Origin of the sequence: Pseudonocardia cypriaca (genome assembly GCF_006717045.1) — a bacterium.
Taxonomy (GTDB): Bacteria; Actinomycetota; Actinomycetes; order Mycobacteriales; family Pseudonocardiaceae; genus Pseudonocardia; species Pseudonocardia cypriaca.
The window spans coordinates 518,463-539,831 of sequence record NZ_VFPH01000001.1 but is presented as its reverse complement, the minus strand read 5'-3'; the positions used below and the strand labels follow the sequence as shown (position 1 = coordinate 539,831).

18 protein-coding genes are annotated in these 21,369 nt (G+C 73.7%); 9 read left to right on the top strand and 9 right to left on the bottom strand.

Features of this window, described 5'->3' with window-relative positions; translation table 11 throughout:
* Nucleotides 1-51: 51 nt before the first annotated feature.
* Nucleotides 52-1,203: an ROK family transcriptional regulator gene (locus FB388_RS02530; RefSeq protein WP_142096313.1), complete on the top strand. Its 1,152-nt coding sequence runs from the start codon at nt 52-54 to the stop codon at nt 1,201-1,203.
* A 3-nt stretch (nt 1,204-1,206) separates the two neighbouring features.
* Here the strand turns inward: FB388_RS02530 and FB388_RS02525 are convergent, their stop codons facing one another.
* Nucleotides 1,207-1,560 (bottom strand): MerR family transcriptional regulator, encoded by a 354-nt coding sequence (locus tag FB388_RS02525; protein WP_142096310.1) that lies wholly within the window; start codon nt 1,558-1,560, stop codon nt 1,207-1,209.
* Nucleotides 1,561-1,614: 54 nt separating this feature from the next.
* Between FB388_RS02525 and FB388_RS02520 the strand changes: the two genes are divergently transcribed.
* A complete protein-coding gene (locus FB388_RS02520; RefSeq protein WP_142096309.1) occupies nt 1,615-2,586 on the top strand; it encodes an NADPH:quinone oxidoreductase family protein in 972 nt (323 codons plus the stop codon).
* A 2-nt stretch (nt 2,587-2,588) separates the two neighbouring features.
* On the opposite strand, the gene FB388_RS02515 is transcribed toward FB388_RS02520, so the two are convergent.
* The gene (locus FB388_RS02515; protein WP_142096306.1) at nt 2,589-3,086 is read right to left on the bottom strand and encodes an Lrp/AsnC family transcriptional regulator; all 498 of its coding nucleotides are present in this window, start codon (nt 3,084-3,086) and stop codon (nt 2,589-2,591) included.
* Between the two features lie 110 nt (nt 3,087-3,196).
* Between FB388_RS02515 and hppD the strand changes: the two genes are divergently transcribed.
* Nucleotides 3,197-4,402, top strand: a complete 1,206-nt coding sequence (hppD, locus tag FB388_RS02510) for a 4-hydroxyphenylpyruvate dioxygenase (RefSeq protein ID WP_142096303.1) — start codon at nt 3,197-3,199, stop codon at nt 4,400-4,402.
* A 22-nt stretch (nt 4,403-4,424) separates the two neighbouring features.
* On the opposite strand, the gene FB388_RS02505 is transcribed toward hppD, so the two are convergent.
* Nucleotides 4,425-6,152 (bottom strand): solute symporter family protein, encoded by a 1,728-nt coding sequence (locus FB388_RS02505; protein ID WP_142096300.1) that lies wholly within the window; start codon nt 6,150-6,152, stop codon nt 4,425-4,427.
* Nucleotides 6,152-6,523, bottom strand: a complete 372-nt coding sequence (locus tag FB388_RS02500; RefSeq protein ID WP_142096297.1) for a DUF485 domain-containing protein — start codon at nt 6,521-6,523, stop codon at nt 6,152-6,154. The genes FB388_RS02505 and FB388_RS02500 overlap by 1 nt, the downstream gene beginning before the upstream one ends.
* Nucleotides 6,524-6,784: 261 nt before the next feature.
* On the opposite strand from FB388_RS02500, the gene FB388_RS02495 reads away from it, so the two are divergent.
* From FB388_RS02495 to FB388_RS02480, 5 genes are all read left to right on the top strand, one after another.
* Nucleotides 6,785-7,555: a GAF domain-containing protein gene (locus FB388_RS02495; RefSeq protein WP_142096294.1), complete on the top strand. Its 771-nt coding sequence runs from the start codon at nt 6,785-6,787 to the stop codon at nt 7,553-7,555.
* Nucleotides 7,556-7,574: 19 nt separating this feature from the next.
* On the top strand, nt 7,575-7,748 hold the full coding sequence (locus tag FB388_RS39185; protein ID WP_170225441.1) for a hypothetical protein: 174 nt from the start codon (nt 7,575-7,577) through the stop codon (nt 7,746-7,748).
* 99 nt (nt 7,749-7,847) lie between these two features.
* On the top strand, nt 7,848-8,537 hold the full coding sequence (locus tag FB388_RS02490) for a response regulator transcription factor (RefSeq protein ID WP_142096291.1): 690 nt from the start codon (nt 7,848-7,850) through the stop codon (nt 8,535-8,537).
* Nucleotides 8,534-9,568: a HAMP domain-containing sensor histidine kinase gene (locus FB388_RS02485; protein ID WP_142096288.1), complete on the top strand. Its 1,035-nt coding sequence runs from the start codon at nt 8,534-8,536 to the stop codon at nt 9,566-9,568. The genes FB388_RS02490 and FB388_RS02485 overlap by 4 nt, the downstream gene beginning before the upstream one ends.
* Nucleotides 9,565-11,139 (top strand): DUF4153 domain-containing protein, encoded by a 1,575-nt coding sequence (locus tag FB388_RS02480; protein ID WP_211361731.1) that lies wholly within the window; start codon nt 9,565-9,567, stop codon nt 11,137-11,139. The genes FB388_RS02485 and FB388_RS02480 overlap by 4 nt, the downstream gene beginning before the upstream one ends.
* Nucleotides 11,140-11,163: 24 nt before the next feature.
* On the opposite strand, the gene FB388_RS02475 is transcribed toward FB388_RS02480, so the two are convergent.
* From FB388_RS02475 to FB388_RS02455, 5 genes are all read right to left on the bottom strand, one after another.
* The gene (locus tag FB388_RS02475; protein WP_142096285.1) at nt 11,164-12,462 is read right to left on the bottom strand and encodes an FAD-binding oxidoreductase; all 1,299 of its coding nucleotides are present in this window, start codon (nt 12,460-12,462) and stop codon (nt 11,164-11,166) included.
* A gap of 60 nt (nt 12,463-12,522) precedes the next feature.
* Nucleotides 12,523-15,921, bottom strand: a complete 3,399-nt coding sequence (locus tag FB388_RS02470; RefSeq protein ID WP_142096283.1) for an ATP-binding protein — start codon at nt 15,919-15,921, stop codon at nt 12,523-12,525.
* Entirely contained in the window at nt 15,918-17,252 is a 1,335-nt protein-coding gene (locus tag FB388_RS02465) for a hypothetical protein (protein ID WP_170225440.1), read from the bottom strand. Before FB388_RS02465 ends, FB388_RS02470 begins: the two co-directional genes overlap by 4 nt.
* Before the next feature lie 119 nt (nt 17,253-17,371).
* Nucleotides 17,372-18,037 carry a LuxR C-terminal-related transcriptional regulator gene (locus FB388_RS02460; RefSeq protein WP_142096277.1) on the bottom strand — a complete coding sequence of 222 codons (666 nt, stop codon included), beginning with the start codon at nt 18,035-18,037 and terminating at the stop codon, nt 17,372-17,374.
* Nucleotides 18,028-18,717 carry a histidine kinase gene (locus FB388_RS02455; RefSeq protein WP_142096274.1) on the bottom strand — a complete coding sequence of 230 codons (690 nt, stop codon included), beginning with the start codon at nt 18,715-18,717 and terminating at the stop codon, nt 18,028-18,030. Before FB388_RS02455 ends, FB388_RS02460 begins: the two co-directional genes overlap by 10 nt.
* A 174-nt stretch (nt 18,718-18,891) precedes the next feature.
* Between FB388_RS02455 and FB388_RS02450 the strand changes: the two genes are divergently transcribed.
* A complete protein-coding gene (locus tag FB388_RS02450) occupies nt 18,892-21,366 on the top strand; it encodes an Hsp70 family protein (RefSeq protein WP_246121512.1) in 2,475 nt (824 codons plus the stop codon).
* The last annotated feature ends 3 nt before the right edge of the window (nt 21,367-21,369 follow it).

Sequence of the window (21,369 nt, the reverse complement as noted above, 5' to 3'; positions counted from 1 at the left end):
ACGGCAACCTCCGATTAAACTCGGAGTCCGAGCATAATCATGGGAGGCGAGATGGCAACCCCGCGCTGGCACGGGGCGCTCGGCGTTCTCGCCGAGATGCGCCGCACGCCCGGTGTCACCAGGGCAGCGGTGGCGCAGCGGCTCGGGCTCTCCAGCGGTTCGGCCACCGACATCACCGCCAGGCTGCGCGAGCTCGCGCTGCTCACCGAGACCCCGGCGGCCGCGACCGGCCGGGGCCGGCCCACCACCGTGCTCGGGCCGCACCCCGACGGCCCGGTCGTCGTCGCCGTCGACCTGCGCTACGAGGACTGGCGCTGCGCGCTCGCAGGCCTCGACGGCCGCCCCGCCGTGCTGGAGGCCGCCCCGCACACCAGCCGCGAGCCCGAGCAGGCCGTTGCCACCATCGCGGCGGCGGTCCGCCGCGCGCACGCGCGGCTGGGCGATCGGGTGCGCGCGGTCGCCGTCGCGGTCGCGGCCACCGTGCAGGACGGGCGGGTGGTGCAGGCCTCCACCCTTGGCTGGGGCCGCGTCGACCTCACGCCACTCGGCCTGCCCGGCGTGCCGCTGCGCATCGACAACGACGCCACCCTCGCAGGCGTCGCCGAGGCGCGCTACGGCGCGGGTGCGGGCGCGGGCACCGCGCTGCACGTCACGGTGGAGGTCGGGGTCGGCGGAACGCTGGTGGTCGGCGGGCAGCCGGTGCGCGGGGCCACCGGCGCAGGCGGCGAGTTCGGTCACCTGCCCTTCGGCGACCACGCGCTGCGCTGCCCGTGCGGCGCAAAGGGCTGCTGGGACCTCACCGTCGACGGCCGCGCGCTCGCCCGCCACCTCGGCGAGCCGCCGCCGTCCGATCCCCGGACGTACGCCCTCGCCGTCCTTGGTCGGACCGGGCACGCCGCCCGCGCCGCCGTCGACCGCGCCGCGGGAAGCCTCGGCACGGGGATCGCCGGCCTCGTCAACGCCCTCGACCCCGAGGTCGTGACGCTCGGCGGCCTCGCGGCACCGCTGCGGACGGCTGCGAACGAGGCGTTCACCGAGGCGTTCACCGACGGGCTGATGACCTTCCGCCGTGCGGCCCCTCCCCCGCTGCGCACCGCCGCGCTGGGTGACGACGCCGCACTGCACGGGGCGGCCGCCACGGCACTGGACGCGGTGCTGACGGAGGAGTCGCTGACGGCGTGGGCCCGTCTGCGGGGCGCCTAGGGCCTAGCCGCGCACCGCGTCCAGGTACCCGGAGATCGCGTCGCGGTTGCGGACGAGGCACTCGATGCGCGCGGACATGCTGGCGCGCTCGCGTTCCAGGATCGCGATGGTCTCGGGCGTCGCGTCGGCGACGTGGATCGCCCCCGTGGTGAGGCACGGCAGGATCTGCTTGATCACGCGGGTGGGCAGCCCGGAGTCGAGGAGTCCACGGATCTGCAGGACCCGGTCCACGCAGGCCTCGTCGTACTCGCGGTACCCGTTGGCGCTGCGGCCGGACGTGATCAGCTCCTGCTCCTCGTAGTAGCGCAGCAGCCGGCGGGAGGTGCCGGTGCGCTCCGCCAGCTGCCCGATCCGCATGTGCTCCACCTCATATCGACCTTCACACACGTGTGATGGTTTCACCGTAGATGCATGCGAGCTCTCCAGCAGACGGCCCTGACCGGTCCGCAGGCCATGCGCCTGATCACCGACGTCCCCGTCCCGGCCCCGGGCACGGGCGAGGTCCTGATCCGGGTCGGCGCAGCGGGCGTCAACTTCGCCGACGTCATGCAGACCCGGGGCACCTACGTCGGCGGGCCGCGGGCGCCCTACATCGCCGGTTTCGAGGCGGCCGGCGAGGTGATCGCGATCGGGCCGGGTGTGACCGGCTTCGAGCGGGGCGACCACGTCATCGGGACGGGCCCCGGCGCCTTCGCCGAGTACGTGGTGCTGCCGGCCGCCGGGCTCGCCCCGGTTCCCGCAGGCTGGACCGACGAGCAGAGCCTCGGTCTCGTCCTGAACTGGGCCACCGCGCTCGCCGCGCTCCGGCTCGGCCGGGTCGCGGAAGGCGAGACCGTGCTCGTCCAGGCGGCGGCCGGCGGCGTCGGGCAGGCGGCGGTGCGCATGGCGAGGCACCACGGCGCAACCGTGATCGGGACGGCGTCGGCGGGCAAGCACGAGGTGGTGCGGGCGCTGGGCGCCGACCACGTCGTCGACCAGCGCACCGGGGACATGGCGGCCGAGGTGCTGCGGCGCACCGCAGGTCGCGGGGCCGACCTCGTGCTGGAGTCCGTCGGCGGGGACACGTTCGGGGCCGCGCTGGCGGCCACCAGGCGGATCACCGGGCGGATGGTCGTGTACGGCGTGGCCGGTGGCGAGGCCACGATCAGCAACCGGGACCTGAACTTCACGCACCCCGTCCACCTGATCGGCCTGCACATCGGCATCCTGAGCCAGGCGGCGCCCGACCTCTTCGCCGAGCTCATGGCCGAGCTGGCCGCGCTCGTCGCCACCAGCGTCTACCCGCCGGGGCAGCCCACCGTCCACGACCTGGCCGACGGGCCGAAGGTCCTCGCCGAGCTCGAGGCACGGGCCACCGTCGGCAAGCTGGCCCTCCGCCCGTGACCTCAGCCCCGGTACGCGGGCGCGCGGCTGGGCCCGCTGCGCGGCCGGGCCGCCAGCAGCGGCAGTACGCGGGGCGCCACCACGACCGACAGCACCACCACGCTCGTCGAGCGGGCGATGGTGGGGCTGCGGCCGAGCGCGAGCAGGGTGTCCTGCAGGTCCTGGTGCGACGACGCGCCGAGGCGGCAGAGCACGTCGGACGAGCCGGTGGTGGCGTACGCCTCCAGCACGGCGGGCAGGGCGGCGAGCTCAGCGGCGACGTCCGCCAGCTGGCCCTGCGCGATCTCCAGCGTGGCGAAGGCCTGCACCGGGTAGCCGGCAGCGGCCAGGTCGACGTCGGGCCCGTAGCCGGTGATGACGCCCTCGCGCTCCAGCCGGTCCAGCCGCGCCTGCGCGGTGCCGCGCGCCACGCCCAGCGTGCGCGAGAGCTCCAGCACCCCGGCTCGCGGGCTCGCGCGCAACGCCCTGATCAGGTCGACGTCCAGCGCGTCCAGCTCCATGTGGGCGGACTGTACAGCTGACTCGGCCGATCAAGGCACAATCCGTTCAGGACTGCCAGCTGTGGAACGGACAGTTGCGCAGCACTTCTCGGATGAGCTGTCCTTCACGCATGGCCATCGAGCAGACCCTCACCAGTCAGGAACGCCTGGCCGAGCTCGACCTCGACCAGCTGCGCCAGCTCGTCGGGCTCGTCGAGTACGACGCGGACGGCGACCCGTTCCCGGTCACCGGCTGGGACGCCGTCGTGTGGGCCGTCGGCAACGCCACCCAGGCGGCCGCGTTCTACCAGCTCGCGTTCGGCATGGAGCTGGTGGCGTACTCGGGCCCGGAGACCGGTAACCGCGACCACCACGCCTACGTGCTGCGCTCCGGCGCGGTGCGGTTCGTGCTGAAGGGCGGGGTCGACCCGGCCAGCCCGATCATCGACCACCACCGCCGCCACGGCGACGGGATCGTCGACATCGCGCTCGAGGTGCCCGACGTCGACCGCTGCATCCGTCATGCCAAGGCCCAGGGCGCGACGGTGCTCGAGGAGCCGCACGACGTCTCCGACGAGCACGGCACCGTCCGGCTCGCCGCGATCGCCACGTACGGCGAGACCCGGCACACGCTCGTGGACCGCTCCCGCTACACCGGCCCCTACCTGCCCGGCTACGTGGCCCGCACCTCCACCCGCCGCAAGCCCGACGGCGCACCCAAGCGGCTCTTCCAGGCGCTCGACCACGTCGTCGGGAACGTGGAGCTGGGTCACATGGACGAGTGGGTGGGCTTCTACCACCGGGTCATGGGCTTCACGAACATGGCGGAGTTCATCGGCGACGACATCGCCACCGAGTACTCGGCCCTGATGAGCAAGGTGGTGGCCAGCGGCAACCACCGCGTCAAGTTCCCGCTGAACGAGCCCGCGATCAGCAAGAAGCGCTCGCAGATCGACGAGTACCTGGAGTTCTACGGCGGCCCCGGCGCGCAGCACCTCGCACTGGCCACGAACGACATCGTCCGCACCGTCGACGCGCTGCGCGACGCGGGCGTCGAGTTCCTGGACACGCCCGACTCGTACTACACCGACCCCGCCCTGCGCGCGCGGATCGGGGAGGTCCGGGTGCCGATCGAGGAGCTGCAGAAGCGCGGGATCCTCGTCGACCGCGACGAGGACGGCTACCTGCTGCAGATCTTCACCAAGCCGATCGGCGACCGCCCCACGGTGTTCTTCGAGCTGATCGAGCGGCACGGCTCGCTCGGCTTCGGCAAGGGCAACTTCCAGGCCCTGTTCGAGGCGATCGAGCGGGAGCAGGCGAAGCGGGGCAACTTCTAGGAGGAGTGCCGGCAGGGTGGCGCTACTGCCGCGCTGCGCCGGTGAAGCCACCTTGCTGGACTTCGCGACCGGTCCACGGGTCGGTCGGCAGCTTGGGCAGGGGGGCCGTCTTCGGCGCCGTCGCCTTCTCCGAGCCCGCACCGGTCAGTGCGCGGACCTCCATCTCCGCCTGCCGCGCGTCGGCTCCCTCGTCCTTGCGCCCGAAGAGGGTGCCGATCGCCCCGAGCAGGAACGACGCCGGGATGGACACCAGGCCCGGGTTGGCCAGCGGGAAGACGGCGAAGTCGAGGTTCGGCACCATCGACGTGGGTCGTCCGGACACCGCGGGCGACAGCAGGATCAGCGCCACGCTGATGCCCAGGCCGCCGTAGATGCTGAACAGCGCGCCCATGGTGTTGAACCGCTTCCAGAACAGCGAGTAGAGCAGCGTCGGCAGGTTCGCCGACGCCGCCACCGCGAACGCGAGCGCCACCAGGAACGCCACGTTCTGGTTGCGGGCGAGGATCCCCGCGCCGACCGCCACCACGCCGACGAGCACTGCGGTGCGACGCGCGACCCGGACCTCGGCATCCGGGGCCGCGGTGCCCCGCTTGATGACGTTGGCGTACACGTCGTGGGCGAAGGACGCCGAGGCGGTGATCGTCAGCCCGGCCACCACCGCGAGGATCGTGGCGAACGCGATCGCCGAGATGATCCCGAGCATGAACTCCCCGCCGAGCTGGTACGCCAGCAGCGGCGCCGCGGAGTTGGTGCCGCCGGGAGCGTTCGCGATCCGCTCCGCCCCGCCGGGCACGAGCGCGGCCGCGCCGTAGCCCAGCACCAGCGAGAACAGGTAGAAGACGCCGATCAGCCAGATCGCCCACACCACCGAGCGCCGCGCCTCCTTGGCGTTCGGCACCGTGTAGAAGCGCATCAGGATGTGCGGCAGGCCCGCGGTGCCGAGCACCAGCGCGAGGCCGAGCGACAGGAAGTCGATCTTGGCGAGGTCGGACGCGCCGTACTGCAGGCCCGGGATGAGCAGCCGGTCCCCCAGCTCCTTCACCGCGCCCGTGGGCGTCTGCATCGAGGGGTTCTTCTCCACCGCCTCACCGAGCAGCGCGGAGAGGTCGAACGCGTGCCGGCCGAGCACCCAGGTCACCAGCGTCGCGGCGCCCACGAGCAGCAGACCCGCCTTGATGATCTGCACCCACGTGGTGCCCTTCATGCCGCCCACCAGCACGTAGACGATCATCAGGAGGCCGACGACCGCGATCACGATGCCCTGCCCGAGCGTGTTGCTGTTCGGGATCTGCAGCAGCAGCGCGATCAGCGCGCCCGCGCCCGCCATCTGCGCCAGCAGGTAGAACAGCGACACGACGAGGGTGGAGGTGGCCGCGGCCGCCCGCACCGGACGCTGCCGCATCCGGAAGCTCAGCACGTCACCCATCGTGAACTTGCCGGTGTTGCGCAGCAGCTCGGCCACCAGCAGCAACGCCACCAGCCACGCGACGAGGAAGCCGATCGAGTACAGGAACCCGTCGTAGCCGTTCACCGCGATCGCGCCGGCGATGCCGAGGAACGACGCCGCGGACAGGTAGTCACCGGCGATCGCCACGCCGTTCTGGGGGCCGGTGAACGACCGCCCGGCCGCGTAGTAGTCGGAGGCGGTCTTGTTGCTCCGGCTCACCCGGAAGACCACGACGAGCGTCACGAGCACGAACGCCGCGAAGACGGAGATGTTGATGACCGGACTGCCGAGCTTCTCGGACATCAGTTGCCCTCCATGCGGATGCGGATGGACTCCGCGACGGGATCGAGCCGGGTGTCGGCGTAGCGCACGTAGAGCCCGGTGATCACGAACGTCGAGACGAACTGCAGCAGGCCGACGATGATGCCCACGTTGATGTAGCCGAACAGCCGGATGCCCATGACCTCCGGCGCGTAGGAGGCCATCAGGACGTAGCCCAGGTACCAGAGCATGAACGCCGCGCTCATCGGGAACACGAACCGCCGCAGCCGGGACCGCAGCTCGGCGAACTCGGGGCTGGCCTGCACCCGCTCGTGGAGCGTCTGCACTTCTCTCACCCGGCACCGTCCCAAATCATTCGAGGTGTCTGCAGCCGGGTGCAACGACCGCACCATCGACCGGTTCCGCGATCGATGACGTGCAAGATCGATTTCGGGCACGATGGGGAGCGCCATTCCGACCAGGGCAGACCCGACCGGGTGAAGGTACGTGGGACACCAACGGGTGTCACCATGCAGTACCCCGAAAACGGCCACCAGGAGTAATCGGGATGGGCGGACGCGCACGATCTTGGTACTTTCGGGCCGACTTTCGCCACGCGCCCGAGCGACCGCCGGTGCCGGGCCGTGACGGACCCCGCCGCTACGCTCCCCGCGATGGGGGGACGAACCACCGAACTGGTCCGGGCCGCGGCGCGCCCGGTCGCGGTCACCGCGGCCACAGCGGCCTGGGTGCTCGGCGCGGTCGCCAACGACCTCTCCGGCTGGTCGTTCACGCTCACGGCAGCCGCGGGCGCCGTGCTCACCGCGCTCGCGGTCGGCATCCCGCTGCGCGCCGAGCACAACGCGCGCGTGCGGGCCGGCAGCGCGGAGCAGATCGCCGAGGAGGAGGCCGCGCGCATCCAGCTCGTGCTCAACGACGCGCTCGAACCGCTCACCTACCTCATCGGCCGGATCACCGACCAGCGCCGCTGGGCCCGCGGGCGCGAGGCGGGCGAGCTGCAGGGCCAGGCCAAGGCCGTCGTGTTGTCGGCCGCCGCGGAGGTGCTCGGGGCCGACCGACTGCGCTCCTGCTACTTCGCGCTCGGCGAGGAGCGGCCGCGCCGGCTGGTGCCGGCCGGCTTCCACGGGCGCGCCGAGGAGCCGCGTACCACGTTCGTGGCCGGCACCGACCTGGGCGACTTCGCACTCGGCCTGCTCGCCCGCCGCGAGGACCTGTTCTGCGCCGACACACGGGCCGAGTCCCCGCCCGGCTGGGAGCCCGGCGGGCATGCCTACCGCACGTTCATCGCGGTTCCGGTGGCCACCGAGGCCCGGCAGTTCGGCATCCTCACCGTCGACGGCCTCGAGGTCGGCGACCTCACCGAGGCGGACGTCGCCGCCGTGCGGGTACTCGCCCGCCTGCTGGCCGTCGCCCTCGGGGCCTGAGCGCGGCTATCCTTGCCGGGTGGCGAAATCCCGCAAGAACGGTGACGACGTGCAGCGCGCCCGCCTCGCACGCCTCCTGAGCGACCCCGCCACCTACTTCGCCGACGCCCGTCGCCAGGCGCACGAACAGGCCAAGCGCCTGCTCGCCGCTCGCCTCGACGAGCAGGGCGAACCCTCACCCGGCCGCCCGTAGGAGCGCGGGGGGCGCACCGGTCGGGCCGACAGCCGGTCTCCACAGGATCTCCACATCGCGCCCCGATCGCCTCCACGCCATGGGCTTAGGTTCGGCGCCATGAGCAGCGGGGGCCGGCGGGTGCTGGTGGTCGACGACGAGCCGACGATCGCCGGGTCGATCGCGGCCCGCCTGCGGGCCGAGGGCTACACGGTCGACGTGGCGCACGACGGCCCGTCCGCGATCGCGCGGTTCGAGGCGGACGAGCCCGACCTCGTCGTGCTGGACGTCATGCTGCCCGGCTTCGACGGTCTCGAGGTGTGCCGGCGCATCCAGGCGCGCCGCCCCATCCCGGTGCTCATGCTGACCGCCCGCGACACCGAGACCGACCTGCTGGTCGGCCTCGCCGTCGGCGCCGACGACTACCTCACCAAGCCGTTCTCGATCCGCGAGCTGGCCGCGCGGGTCGGGGTGCTGTTCCGGCGCGTGGACCGCGCGGCCGAGCAGCACGCGGCGGTCGCCCGGATCGTGCTCGGCGACCTGGAGATCGACCCCGCCGAACGGCGCGTGCTGCGCGGCGGCGAACCGGCTCACCTGACGCCGATCGAGTTCGACCTGCTCGTGCACATGGCCCGGCAGCCGCGCACCGTGCACCCGCGCGAGGCGCTGCTCGCGAACGTGTGGGGCTGGGCCGACGCCACCGCCACCCGGGCCGTCGACAGCCACGTGAAGGCGCTGCGCCGCAAGCTGGGCGCCGACCTCATTCGCACCGTGCACGGTGTGGGCTACGCGCTGGACGTGCCCCGATGAGACAGGTGATCGACCTGCTCCCCCGGCCGCTCGACCCGGTGCGGTCGATCAAGCTGAAGATCAGCATCCTGCTGCTGGGGTCCGGCGCCGCGGGCATCGTCTACCTGTGGCAGCAGTACCGGTGGCTGCCGCCGGTCACCACCACGCTCGTGGCGATCGCGATCGTGCTGCTCACCGCGCAGGTGCTCGCGCACGGCATGACCCGGCCGCTGCGCGAGATGACCGCCGCGGCGATCGCGATGGCGCAGGGCGACTACACCCGCCGGGTCCGTGCCACCTCCCAGGACGAGGTCGGCCGGCTCGCCACCGCCTTCAACCGGATGGCCGCCGACCTCGCCGCAGCCGACCAGCAGCGCCGGGAGCTCATCGCCAACGTCTCGCACGAGCTGCGGACGCCGATCGCCGCGCTGCAGGCCGTGCTGGAGAACGTCGCCGACGGCGTGGCCGAGCCCGATCCGGCCACTCTGCGCACCGCGCTCGCCCAGACCGAACGGCTCGGCACGCTCGTGAGCGAGCTGCTGGACCTGTCCCGCATCGACGCGGGCGCGCTCACGCTGCAGCCGCAGCTCGTGCAGCTCGCGCCGATGCTGGACCGGGCGGTGGCCGAGGCGCGGGTGGCGGCCGAGGTGGCCGGGCGCGACGTCGGCTTCCGGCTCGACGTCGCGCCGCCGGAGCTCTCGGTGCGCGCCGACCCCAACCGGCTGCACCAAGTGGTGATCAACCTGCTCGACAACGCGGCGCGGCACGCGCCGCCGGGAACGGACGTCCAGCTCGTGGGGCGTCGAGAGGGAGGGGATCTCGTGCTCGAGGTACGGGACGATGGGCCGGGGATCGCCCCCGAGGAGCGGGACCGGGTGTTCCACCGCTTCACGCGCGGGGAACGGGCCGTGGGCGGGGGCACCGGGCTCGGTCTCGCGATCGCGCGGTGGGCGGTGGACCTGCACGGCGGGCGCATCGCCGTCGTCGACGCACCCGGGGCGAACGGGAACCCGGGCTGCCGCATCCGCGTGACCCTGCCGGGGCGGTCATGAGCGCGCCGACGGACGAGCCCGAGCGGGCACCGGAAGAGCCGAGCGCAGCTCCGGAGGAGGGTGGGACGGCCGTTGCGGTCGCCGTCGCGCCTGCCGGGGCGGGCACCGCACCGACCGTGGGCGGACCGCTGTTCTTCCCGAACTGGCGCGGCCCGTCCGCACCGCCCACCCGGCTGCTGCTCGGGGCGGCCGCTGCGACGGGGCTGACCACGGCGCTCGTGCTGCCCCTGGAACGGCCGGGGATCGGCTGGTTCGTCGCGGCCGTGGTGACCGCGGTCATGGTGGCAGCAGTGGCGCGGCAGGCGCACCGCCTCGACGCCTCGCCGCCCGCACGGCGCGCGTACGCCGTCGACGCGGCCTGGGCGCTCGCCGCCGTCGGGCTGGTCGGGGTCGCCGCCGTGCGCGACGCGGAATGGCTGATCTCGCTCTGCCTGCTCGCCGCTCCCTGCGCTGCGTCGATCGCGGTGGCCGGCCGGCACTTCCGCAGCCTCGTCTTCAGCGCGCTCGCCGTGCCGTTGGCCGCGGTGCGCGCGCTGCCGTGGGCTTCGCGGGCGCTGTGGGCCGCGCGGCAGGGCGCTGGCGGGCAGGCCGCGCGCACCGTGGTGGCGGCCGTGGTCGGGCTCTGCCTGTTGGCCGTGTTCGCACCGCTGCTGGCCTCGGCCGACCGGGCGTTCGCCCGGCTGCTCGACGACCTGATGCCCACCGTCGACGACACCGGCGTCGCGCGGGCCGTGCTGTTCACGCTCGGCGCGGGCGCCGCGCTCGGCTGCGGGTTCGTGCTGCTGGCACCACCGCCACCACCCGGGCCCATCGCGAGCGAGCCGGCCCGGCTGCGCCGCGTCGAGTGGACTCTGCCGATCGGGCTGCTGGTTGCACTCTTCGGGCTGTTCGTCGGCGTGCAGTTCGCCACCCTCTTCGGCTCCGACGACTACGTGCAGCGCACGACCGGCGTCACCTACGCCGAGTACGCCAGAGGCGGGTTCTGGCAGCTGCTCGCGGTCACCGTGCTGGCGCTGGGCGTCGTGCTGCTCGCGTCCCGGTACGCACCGGCTCCCACCAGCGCCGACCGCGCCTGGAAGCGCACCCTGCTCGCCGCGCTCGCGGCGCTCACCCTGGTGATCGTCGCCTCGGCGCTGAGCCGCATGTGGCTCTACCAGGAGGCGTACGGCTTCACGACGCTGCGGCTCGTGGTGCTGACCTGCGAGCTGTGGCTCGGTGCGTGCTTCCTGCTCGTGCTCGGGGCGGTGCTGCGCCTGCGGGCGCGTCCGGTGGTGCGCGAGATGGCGGCCGCCGGGGTGGTGGCCCTGCTCGCGCTCGCGGCCCTCGACCCCGACGGGTTCGTCGCGGCCTCCAACGTCGACCGGTACGCGAGCACCGGGCAGCTCGACACCTGGTACCTGGGCTCGCTCTCGGCCGACGCCGTGCCGGCCCTCGCGCGGCTGCCGGAGGAGCAGCGCTGCGAGGTGCTGCCGCGCATCGCGGAGCGGATGGGCCCGCCGGAGGAGAGCTGGACGGCGTGGAACGCCTCCCGCACGGCGGCGCGCGAGGTGCTCGCCAGGACGCACTGCTGACTGCGGTCCGGGCCCCGGCGCGACTCACCGGAACAGGCCCTTCGGGTCCAGCTCCGCCTCCAGGTCCGCGCGGCCCGGCACCTCGATCGGCCACGCGGTCGCCGCCTGCTTCCCGAACCGGAAGTTCGGGGTGCGGCCCGCCGTCCACGGCGCCACCGCGTCCATCAGCTCCCCGTGCAGGCGGCCCGGCACGTCCGTGCCGTCGACCAGGGAGAGCACCTGCAGCAGGTAGGGCGCGTCGCGGTGGGCCACGGCATCCGGGACGGCGGGCGGGCGCGCCAGTGCGCCGCCGAGGTGCCGCAGCCCGAGCACGCACATGACCGGCGCGTCGGGACCGGTGATGTCGAGCATGGCCTCCGCCACGGCGGGGTCGAGCTCGCGCAGCATCGCGTTCGTGCCGGTGTAGGGGTGCGGGTCCGCCGGCTCGTTGAAGATCGTCGTGGCCTGCGCGTACGGCAGCTCGCCCAGCGTGCCGGTCGTCGGCACCGCCGCGCGCAGCGGCGCGACCAGCCGATCGGTCTCCTCCGCTGAGCCGCTGGAGGCGATCCGGACCTGCGCGACGTACCGGCCGCGCAGGTGCTCGGGCACCATCGGCAGGTCGGGGTAGGGCAGCGCACCGATCGACGAGGTGAGGCCGTCGGGCAGGCCGGCCGTCCACTCCCGGTAGGCGTCGAGCAGGGCCCGCACGTGCTCGCCCGCGACGGCGAGCGAGCCGCCGTGGATGCGCCCGCCCGGCACGAGCTCGATCTCCATCGCCGTCACGACACCGAGGCCGTGCCCGGCTCCGCGCAGCACCCGGAACAGCTCCGGTTCCGACTCGGCGGTGACGTGCCGCAGCCGGCCGTCGGCGGTGACGAGGTCGACGCTGCGGACCCGGTCGCTCGCCCATCCCAGCTCCCTGGCCAGCACGCCGATGCCGCCGCCGAGCGTGTAGCCGACCACGCCCGACTCCGGTGAGGTGCCGCTCGGCGGCACGAGCCCGTGCTCCGCGGCCGCCGCGACCACCTGTTCCCAGCGCGTGCCGGCCTCGACCCGCGCGAGGTGGGTGGCCGGGTCGATGCGAACAGCGTCCATCCGCCGCGTGCTGATCAGCACGCCGCCCGAGAGCGGCGCCGCCCGCCCGTGGCCGCTGGTCTCCACCGCCACCGGGAGCCCGTGGTCTGCGGCGTGGCGCACCGCGGCCCGGACGTCGTCCGAGCTCTCCGCCCCGACGACGAGGTCCGGGCGGTGCGGGTGCGCGGCCTGGTATCCGGCGAGTTGCTCGTCGAACCCGGCGTCCCCGGGCCGGAACACCGGCCCTGTCACGTTCTCGATCCCGTTCATGCCCGCGACGCTAGGGATCCTTCCGGACAGGATCGGTCCTGATGGCGGGCAGGAAACCTGTCACCCGCGCGTACGGGTGAGCTCGCCTTCGCTCACGAGCATCCGCTCGCACACCTGGAGGAGGACGTCCGCCGTCCTCCGCAGATCGACTCCGGAGAGCGGGTTCGCCGCGCGGCGCTGCCAGCCGGCCAGCTGCTCCGCGGCCGCCGCCACGATCTCCGCCCGTCCGGCGTCGCGATCCAGCCCGAGCCGGGTGCGGGGATCGGAGCCTGCTGCGCCCAGCAACCGCTCGGCGGCGTGCCGCTCGCCGTCGGGGAGATCGGCCTTCCCTTCCCGCAGCGCGTCCACGACGTCGAACTCCACCAGCGCGTGCGCCTCGGCCCTGATCCGGTCCAGCTGGTAGCGCAGCGAGTGGCCGCCCTCCGGCGGCGGCGCGACTCGGACGAGGTCTTCGAGGGCCAGCAGCACCGAACGCGCCTTCAGAGCGTCCGCCCGCCGGACCAGCCGCTCGCTCACCAGCTCGCGCAACAGGGGCAGGCCGCTCCCCTGCACCAGCGCGGCGGCGAGCGCCTCCCGCGTCGGCGCCCGCCCGGACCGGATCGCCGCCACGGCGAACGCCACGGCCGCGGGCCCGAAGGGCAGTGGCCTCGCCTGCACGGGCACGCGCGCCGGGGCGCGCAGGGCGGACGGCGCACCGGTGGTGGCGCCCGCCGCCACGGCGACGCCCTCGACCGCGTGTCCCGGCTGCGCGGTTGCCCGGGCCTGCAGCGCGCAGTGCTGCTCGTCGGAGAGCTCGGCAGCGGCCCGCGCGAGGGCCGGGGCAACGGGCACCACCACGTGGCACAGCCGGCGGACGTCGGGCCGGGCCGCGCACTCGGCCGCCGCGCCGCGCGCCGACGCGTCGATCGGTCCCTCGACGGCGAGGGCGCCGACGGCGTGGGCGGGACGGTGCAGCGGGGACCCACCGGGCAGGTCGGGCAGCTGCACGTCACCGTCGGCGCCGCGCCGGAGCAGCAGTACGAGCGCGTCGGCCGGTGGCGCGGCATCGACCAGCGCCGCGCCGGCGAGCATCGGGGCGCCGTCCGGCGGATCGAGCGCGGCGAGCGCCTCCAGGAGGGCGGGCGGCCCGCCGTCGGCACCCGGCACCGAGATCCGCAGCGGTGCGTCGAGCCGCTCGGCGAACGCCCGGACGACGTCGACGTGCTCGGTGTCCCGGTAGCGCTCCAGCGCCTCCCGCACCGCCTCGCGCACCTGGTCGAGGAGGGGCAGCGCCGACGCGGGGTGGGAGCGCGCCGGGACGGGGCGCTCCGCCGGGAGCGGAACCTGCGGCGCGACGGGTTCGGGCAGGGGCACGAAGCCCTCCACCGTGGTGCCCTCTCCGGAAGCGGACCGCACCTCGATCCGCCCGCCCACCGCGCTGATCCGGGTGGCGACGTTGCGCAGGCCGCGCCCGGGCGACTCCGTCACGCGGCTCTGGTCCCAGCCCGGGCCGTCGTCCTGCACGCGGAAGCGCAGCCGGCTGCCCTCGGTGGACAGGCGCACCGCGATCGTGGCGCCCTCCGCGTGCTTGCGCGCGTTGTTCACCGCCTCCAGGCAGCAGAAGTACACCGCCGACTCGACGTCGTGGGGGAACCGGCCGTTGCCGTTCACGGCGTTCGCGTTCACCTCGACCGGTGGCTGCCCGCCCGCCAGCTCCTTCTCCAGCGCCCTGAGGAGCCCCACCTCGGCGAGCAGCGGCGACGACACCCCCGTGGCGGTCTCCGCGAGGACCGACTCGGCCATGTCGATCTGGTCGGCGACCTGCTCGAGCCGCTCCCGTGCCTTGTCGAACTGCGCCGTGGCCAACTGGTGCTCGACCAGGCCGAGGGTGAGCCGCAGCGACACCAGGTGGTGCTGCGCGCCGTCGTGCAGGTCCCGCTCGATCCGTCGCCGCTCCCCGTCCATCTCGGCGACGACGGCGCGGCGCGAAGCGGCGATCTCACTCGCGTGCGCGAGGGCGGCCCGCAGCTGGCGCTCCAGCTCGATGCCGTACCGGCTCGCCTGCAGCACGGCGCCGAGGCTGTCGGCGACGTCCTCCAGCAGGTGTCGCCGCTGCTCCTGCAGGCCGGCGACGGCCGCGTAGTCCACCGCGAGCGTGCCGATGACTTCCGTCCCGTGGCGGACCGCCACCTCGACGAGCTCGCCCGGACCGTGCTCCTTCCCCTCGGACCAGGTGTAGCTGCGGTCGCGCAGCCCGGGCCGGGTGACCGTCAGCCGGCAGGTGGCGGCCCCGAGCCCGCGCCCGACGGCCTCCGCCACCCGCGCCAGGTCGGGAGCGTCGGTCGCGGTGACGCGGGAGAGCGCCGTGACGCCGGCGAGCACGCTGTACGGGGTGGGCCGGGTGCCGAAGAGGAGCTGGTCGGTCCACCGTTCGGCCCGCACGTAGGCGGGCCGCAGCGTCACCGCCGCCAGAACGGTCGCGAGCACGACCGGGGCGAGCGCACCGTCCTCGACCAGCAGACTCGTCGTGCTGCGCACGACGCAGTAGCCGCCACCGACCAGTGCTGTCGTGAGCCCAACCGCGAGCCCGCGGCTGAACAGGCGCTCCACGTTCCACAGACCGCCCGGCCGGGTCGCGACGAACACCGCACCGGCGATCGAGACGGCGGCGAGCCGGGAGAACCAGAACAGCAGGGCGGTCGGCTCGCCGCCGTCGGACCCACCCACGCCTGTGGCCGGGGCGGCCAGGTGGAGCAGGCTGCCCAACCCGGTCGCCCACATCAGCAATGTGATCACCGCGAGCACGATCGCGATGGCGGAGACGACCGCGACCACGCTGAACAGCAACCGCGCCTGGGTGCGCGCCGTCGCCGTCGGTGCACCCCTGATGTGACCCGGCAGGGCCATGACGCCGACGACCGGCCCGATGAACCCGAGGAACAGCACGCAGCTCACGATGGGCGGCAGCAGCGCTGTGCCGAGTCCGGTCAGCAGTAGCACGCCGGCCCCGACGGCCACCGGTGTGGTGAGGGCCCGCCCGGCGGCGCGCGGCTCTCGCTCCGGCGGGAAGACCAGCAGCGCGAGGATGTACGCCGCGATCGCCACGCCCGGCAGCAACTCCTGGTGGAGCAGGCCGATCTGCAGGCCCGTCGCCAGGTCGGCCACCATGACCGTGGCGATCGCCTGCACGTTGAAGGCCCCCGCCGAGGCGACCATCGCCAGCAGCAGCAGCCGGGTCGACCAGTTCTTGTCCCTCCCGGCGACCAACGCGCCCGCGACCACGATCGAGAGCGTGCTGAGGCCGTAGTCGAGGACGCCCTGCACCCCGAGCCAGTCGATCAACGGGTCCTGGCTCGCCAGCCATCCGATCGCACCGGCGGCGAGCGACAGCAGCGACAGCACGGCGCAGCCGGCCAGTAGCACCCAGTAAGCCGCGAGGGCGAGCATGCGTCTCGGAGCGCTCGCGGCCACGGTGGTCACGGGACCCTCAGCTCAGCACCGACGCTGCTCTCGACGACCGGCTCCAGCCGGTCGGGAAGCCGGACGCGCAGTTCGACCGCGCCGGGAGCGGTGGACGTGATCGTGAGATCACCGCCGAGCGCGACGAGCCGCTCGCTCTCGTCGGCGAGCTCCGCGCGGAGGTCCTCGGGGCCCTTGGCGGCGGCCGGGTCCTCGATGCGCACCGTCACATGGGCGTCGGCGTGGTCGAGGTGCACGAGCAGCTCGCCCGCGTCCGGACCGGACGCCAGTGCGCCGAGCGCCGCCGCGACCACGTAGTAGACGCCCGACTCGATCTCGTAGTCCAGGCGGCCGCCGAGCCCGCCGGTCAGCCGCACCGGCCTGGGCAGGTCCGCTGCCACCTCGTCGAGGGCAGCGGTGGGTCCCTGGTCGCGCAGCACGGCGGGATAGACACCGCGAGCGATGAGACGGAACCGGTCGAGCAGCTCGTCGAGCGCGATCCGGGCCCGCGCGAGCGCCTGCTGCGCCGACGCGCTGTCGAACTCGGCAGGGTCCCCGGGCACGCGGCCGAGGTCCCCGCCGGCGGCCCTGACGTCGTCCCGCAGGGCGGCCAGCCGGACGCTCGTCGCGTTGCCCAGCTCCATGACGAGCCGCCTGCGCTCCACCTCCCGCGCACGGGCGAGGCGCTGTCGGGACGCGCGCAGCTCGCGGGCGAGGTCGTCGGCGCGGCGCACCCGCTCCGCGAGCTCGGCGTTGAGCGCCACGCCACGCAGCAGCAGCGCGGCGCCGTTGGCGACGTCCCGGACGAGCTCCTGGTCGCCGGGGGTGATGGCCGCTCCGGGCTTGGTGATCGAGAGCGCCGCCCGCAGGACGGTGCCCTCCAGCACCGGGACGACGTGGTCGACATCCGGCCGGGCGAGCAGCACCCCCAGGTTCTCCGCGGTGGCGGCGCCGGTGTCGGGTGGCTGCGGTGGGTGCTCCGCCGCACCCACCAGCCGGTCGCCGACGGCGAGCCACACGACCGCGTGGACGGCGCCGGTGCCGTCGGCGAGTACCTGCGCGAGGCCCGGCAGCGCCTGCTCCAGCGCTCCCGCCCGGATGCGCGCCGCGGCCGCCGCCAGCGACGAGTACGGCGTGACCTCGCGGTGGTGGGTGAGCCGCTCGACGAGCCGGTCGATCCGCGGCTGGGCGGCTCCGAGCCCGACCGCGGCGAGCCCCGCGGCCACGAAGGGCACGAGGATCTCGAGCGGGCCGTGCCCCACCACGCGGCCCGACCAGTCGACCACGACGACGAGCACCGCGGCGGCACCGCAGGCGACGAGCGACGCCCGCAGCAGCCGTGCCGCGATCATCCGATTCATCGCGCTTCCGATCGACGCCCGATCGGGCCATGGCCCGGTCCGGTCACGCTATGCGCCGCGGCGATCGGCGCCAATCGGGCGGACGAGCGAGATGGGGACATCGATGCAGGTCACTCGCCGTCGCGCTGCGAGCGCAGGTAAGTGAGCACGGCCAGCACCCTCCGGTGGTGTTCCGTGGTGTCGGGGTGCAGGTTCAGCTTGCCGAAGATGCTGGCGATGTGCTTCTCGACCGCCTTCGCCGTGACGAACAGCTGGCCCGCGATGCCGTTGTTGGACCGGCCTTCCGCCATGAGGCGCAGCACGTCGAGCTCCCGCTCGGACAGCGTGGAGACGGTCCCCTTCCGCTCCCCGCGCGGTCGCTCCACCAGCCGCCTGGCGAGCACCGGCTCGATGACGATCTCACCGCTGCTGATCCGCGTGAGCGTGTCGCTGAGGACATCGACACTGCCCACCTTCTCCTTGAGGCGGTAGCCGACGGCCTCCGTACCGATCTGCAGGATGCGCATCAGGTAGTGCGACTCGGCGTAGTGGGACAGGAACAGCAGCCCCATGTCCGGGTGCGCGGCGCGCAGGCGTTCCGCCGTGACCAGGCCGCCGTCGGGTTCGGGCGGCATCCGGATGTCGAGGATGGCGATGTCCGCAGGTTCCTCGGCCAGCAGCTTGACGAGGGAGTCGCCGTCGGCGGTGCTGCCCACGACCTCGTGCCCCGCCGCCTCCAGCAGCATGAGCAGGCCCTCGCGGAAGAGGGCACCGTCCTCGGCAAGTGCTACTCGCATGGGATCCTCACAGTGATCGTGCCGACGAGCGGTCCACCCGCCACGTCGATCACGCCGTCCAGGTGCCGGACGGCGCCCAGCATCGCGTCGGCGTGGCGCAGCTCGACCCCGGCGACGTCCACGGCGAGGGTGTCGTCCTCCCGCCGTACGACGACGTCGAGGCCGGCCGTGCCGGACGGCCCATCTCCGGCCACGGCCTCCAGGCACCCGACCACGGCGAAGTAGGCGGCGCCCTCAGCCGCGGGCCCGAAGCGGTCGTCGGAGGCGCTCACCCGCACGGATGAGTCCACCTGGTCGGCCACCTCGCGCAGCGCCGGTCCGAGGCCGGCCTCGTCGAGCAGCGGCGGGTAGATCTTGCCCGCGACGTCGCGCAGCTCCTGCAGCACCGCGTGCAGCTCGTCCTGGACGCCGTCGATGGCGGTGTCCAGGTCGCCGTCGGCCGGGCGGTGTCGCAAGAGGCCGAGCTGCAGCGTGAGCGCGGAGATCCGCAGTGCGGCGCCGTCGTGCAGCTGGCGTTCGACGCCGCGGCGAAGCCGCCACTGTTCGCGTTCGGCGTGCAGGCGCGCCTCCGGCGTGGGGGCCGGGAGCCGGGTGCCGGGAAGCGTCGGTCCGGAAGGCGCGTGCTGCTCGGAGTCGCTACGGGGAGCGTCGCCGGCGCGCTGCGCTGGCTCGAGCATCATGCGCCCATCGTCCGACCCCCACACCCGCCCGTGAATGGGGTGCGCCCCACCCCAGGTAGGGCTGTCCCCCTTGTTTCCCACGAATCCGGCAAGAACGGTAATGACATCCCATCGAGCGCCGACGAGGAACTCGAGACCCGGCCCTGGGAGGGGACAGTGGGCTATCACCTCGGTGTGGACCTCGGAACGACTTTCGTCGCAGCCGCGCTTGCCACCAACACCCGTGTCGAGATGTTCACCCTCGGCGACCGCTCGGTGGTGACACCGGCCGTCGTGTACCTGCACGAGGACGGTGCCCTCGTCTCCGGCGACGCGGCCACCAGGAGAGCGGTCAGCAGCCCTGACCGGATCGGACGTGAGTTCAAGCGCCGCCTCGGCGACCCGACGCCGGTGATGCTCGGGGGCACGCCCTACGCGGTCACCGCCCTGCTCGGCGCCCTGTTGCACGACGTACTGGCCAAGGTCACCGAGACCGAGGGCGCGAAGCCGGAGAGCGTGGTGCTCACCCATCCGGCCAACTGGGGGCCGTTCCGCAGGGAGCTGTTCGACGAGGTCCCGCACGTCGCGGGGCTCACGGCACCGCGGATGGTCACGGAGCCCGAGGCCGCGGCGGCGCACTACGCCGCATCCCGCCACCTGTCCGACGGCGAGACCATCGCCGTGTACGACCTGGGCGGCGGCACGTTCGACGCCACCGTGCTGCGCAAGCACCCGAACGGCATCGAGATCCTCGGCATCCCGGAGGGGATCGAGCGCCTCGGCGGAGTCGACTTCGACGAGTCGATCCTCTCCCACGTCAACTACGTGGCGGGCGGCGCGCTCACCGAACTCGACATGAGCGACCCGCAGACCAGCATCGCGCTCGCCCGGCTGAACCAGGACTGCGTGCTGGCCAAGGAGGCGCTCTCGGTCGACACCGAGACGACGATCCCCGTGTTCCTGCCCAACCGGCACTTCGACGTGCGGCTGACGCGGGCCGAGTTCGAGGACATGATCCGGGCGCCGATCGAGTCCACGATCGGCACCCTCGTGCGCACGTTGCGCTCGGCGAACGTCGACCCGAGCCAACTCTCCGCCGTGCTGCTGGTCGGTGGGTCGTCGCGGATCCCGCTGGTGTCGCGGATGATCTCCGAGGAGCTGGGCCGTCCGACCGTCGTCGACGCGCACCCGAAGTACGCGGTGGCGCTGGGGGCGGCCGCACTGGCGCGCGCCGGTGGGGCCGACGTGCGCAGCGGCGCGGCAGGCGCCGCCCCGCCCGTCGGCGGGTTCCCGACGGCCGTTCCGACCGATGCCCGGCCCGACGGGGGACGTCCGGGAGAGGTCCCCACCGCGCCCGCCGGGCCCGAGTTCCCGCAGCCGCGTGACGCGGGCGAGGGGTCGACACCCCCGTTCGTGACACCGATCCCCGTAACCGAACCACCCCCCGCGTACCCGAGCTACGGACATCCACCGCCCCCTCCCGGACAGGTGCATGGTCGACCGGGGACCCGACCCCCCTTCGGACCACCGCCGCCTCCCGCCACCGGCGGCGGCCGGGGCCGCGAGCGGCGCGTGCTGCTCGTCGTGGCCGCGGTGGTCGCGGTGCTCGCCGTGCTCGGCGGGCTCGCCTACGTCGCCGTCGACCGGTTCTGGCCCGGCCAGCAGTCGCCCACCGCGCAGCCGGCGCCCTCGGAACCGGCGCCCGCTCCCGCGCCGGAGCCGGAACCGGCCACACCCGGGGCGCCGCCCCCCGCGTCGAGCGTTGCGGTGCCCTCGATCGGCGCGACGATCCCGGCCGGACCCACCTCCGGATTCGTCGTCATCTCACCGAACGGGCGCCAGGCCTACGTCGCGAACCGGACCGAAGGCGTCGTCACCGTCATCGACACCGCCGTTGACCGCGTGACCGCCACGATCCCGGTGGAGGCGGGCCCGCCGCAGTTCCTCGCGTTCTCCCCGGACGGCCGGACGATCTACGTCAGCATCTGGAACGAGGCGCGCACGATCGTCGCCGTCGGGGTGCTCGACACCACCAGCAACTCGATCGTCGCGACGATCCCCGTGCGCACCAGGCCGTACCTCGCCGCCGTTACCCGCGACGGGAAGCTGCTGTACGTGCCCAACCACGACTCCGGCACGATCTCCGTGATCGACACCGCGACCAACGAGGTGACGACCGAGATCAAGGTGGCGCCGAACCCGCACTGGATCGAGTTCTCGAACGACGGCACCCGCGCCTACGTCGCGAACCACGAGTCCAACGTGGTGTCCGTGCTCGACATGTCGAACAACGCCGTGCTCGCCGAGGTACCCGTCGACAAGAGCCCGCACAGCGTTGCGGTGCACCCGACACGGCCGCTGGTGGCCAACGTCAACTACGACTCCGGCACCGTCACGATGATCGACACGAACACCGAGCAGGTCGTCGCGCGGATCCCGGTCGGGGGCAACCCGCAGGACATCACGTGGCATCCGGACGGCCGGTTCGCCTACACCGCCAACGTCGCGGACCACACGGTTTCGGTGATCAACGCCGACACGATGACGGTGACGGCCACCCTCCCGACCGGCAACTCGCCCACGTCCGTCGCGGTGCACCCGGACGGGACCACGGGCTACGTCAGCAACCTCCGCGACGGCACGATCACGCTGCTGAACCTCGCGGGCTGACCG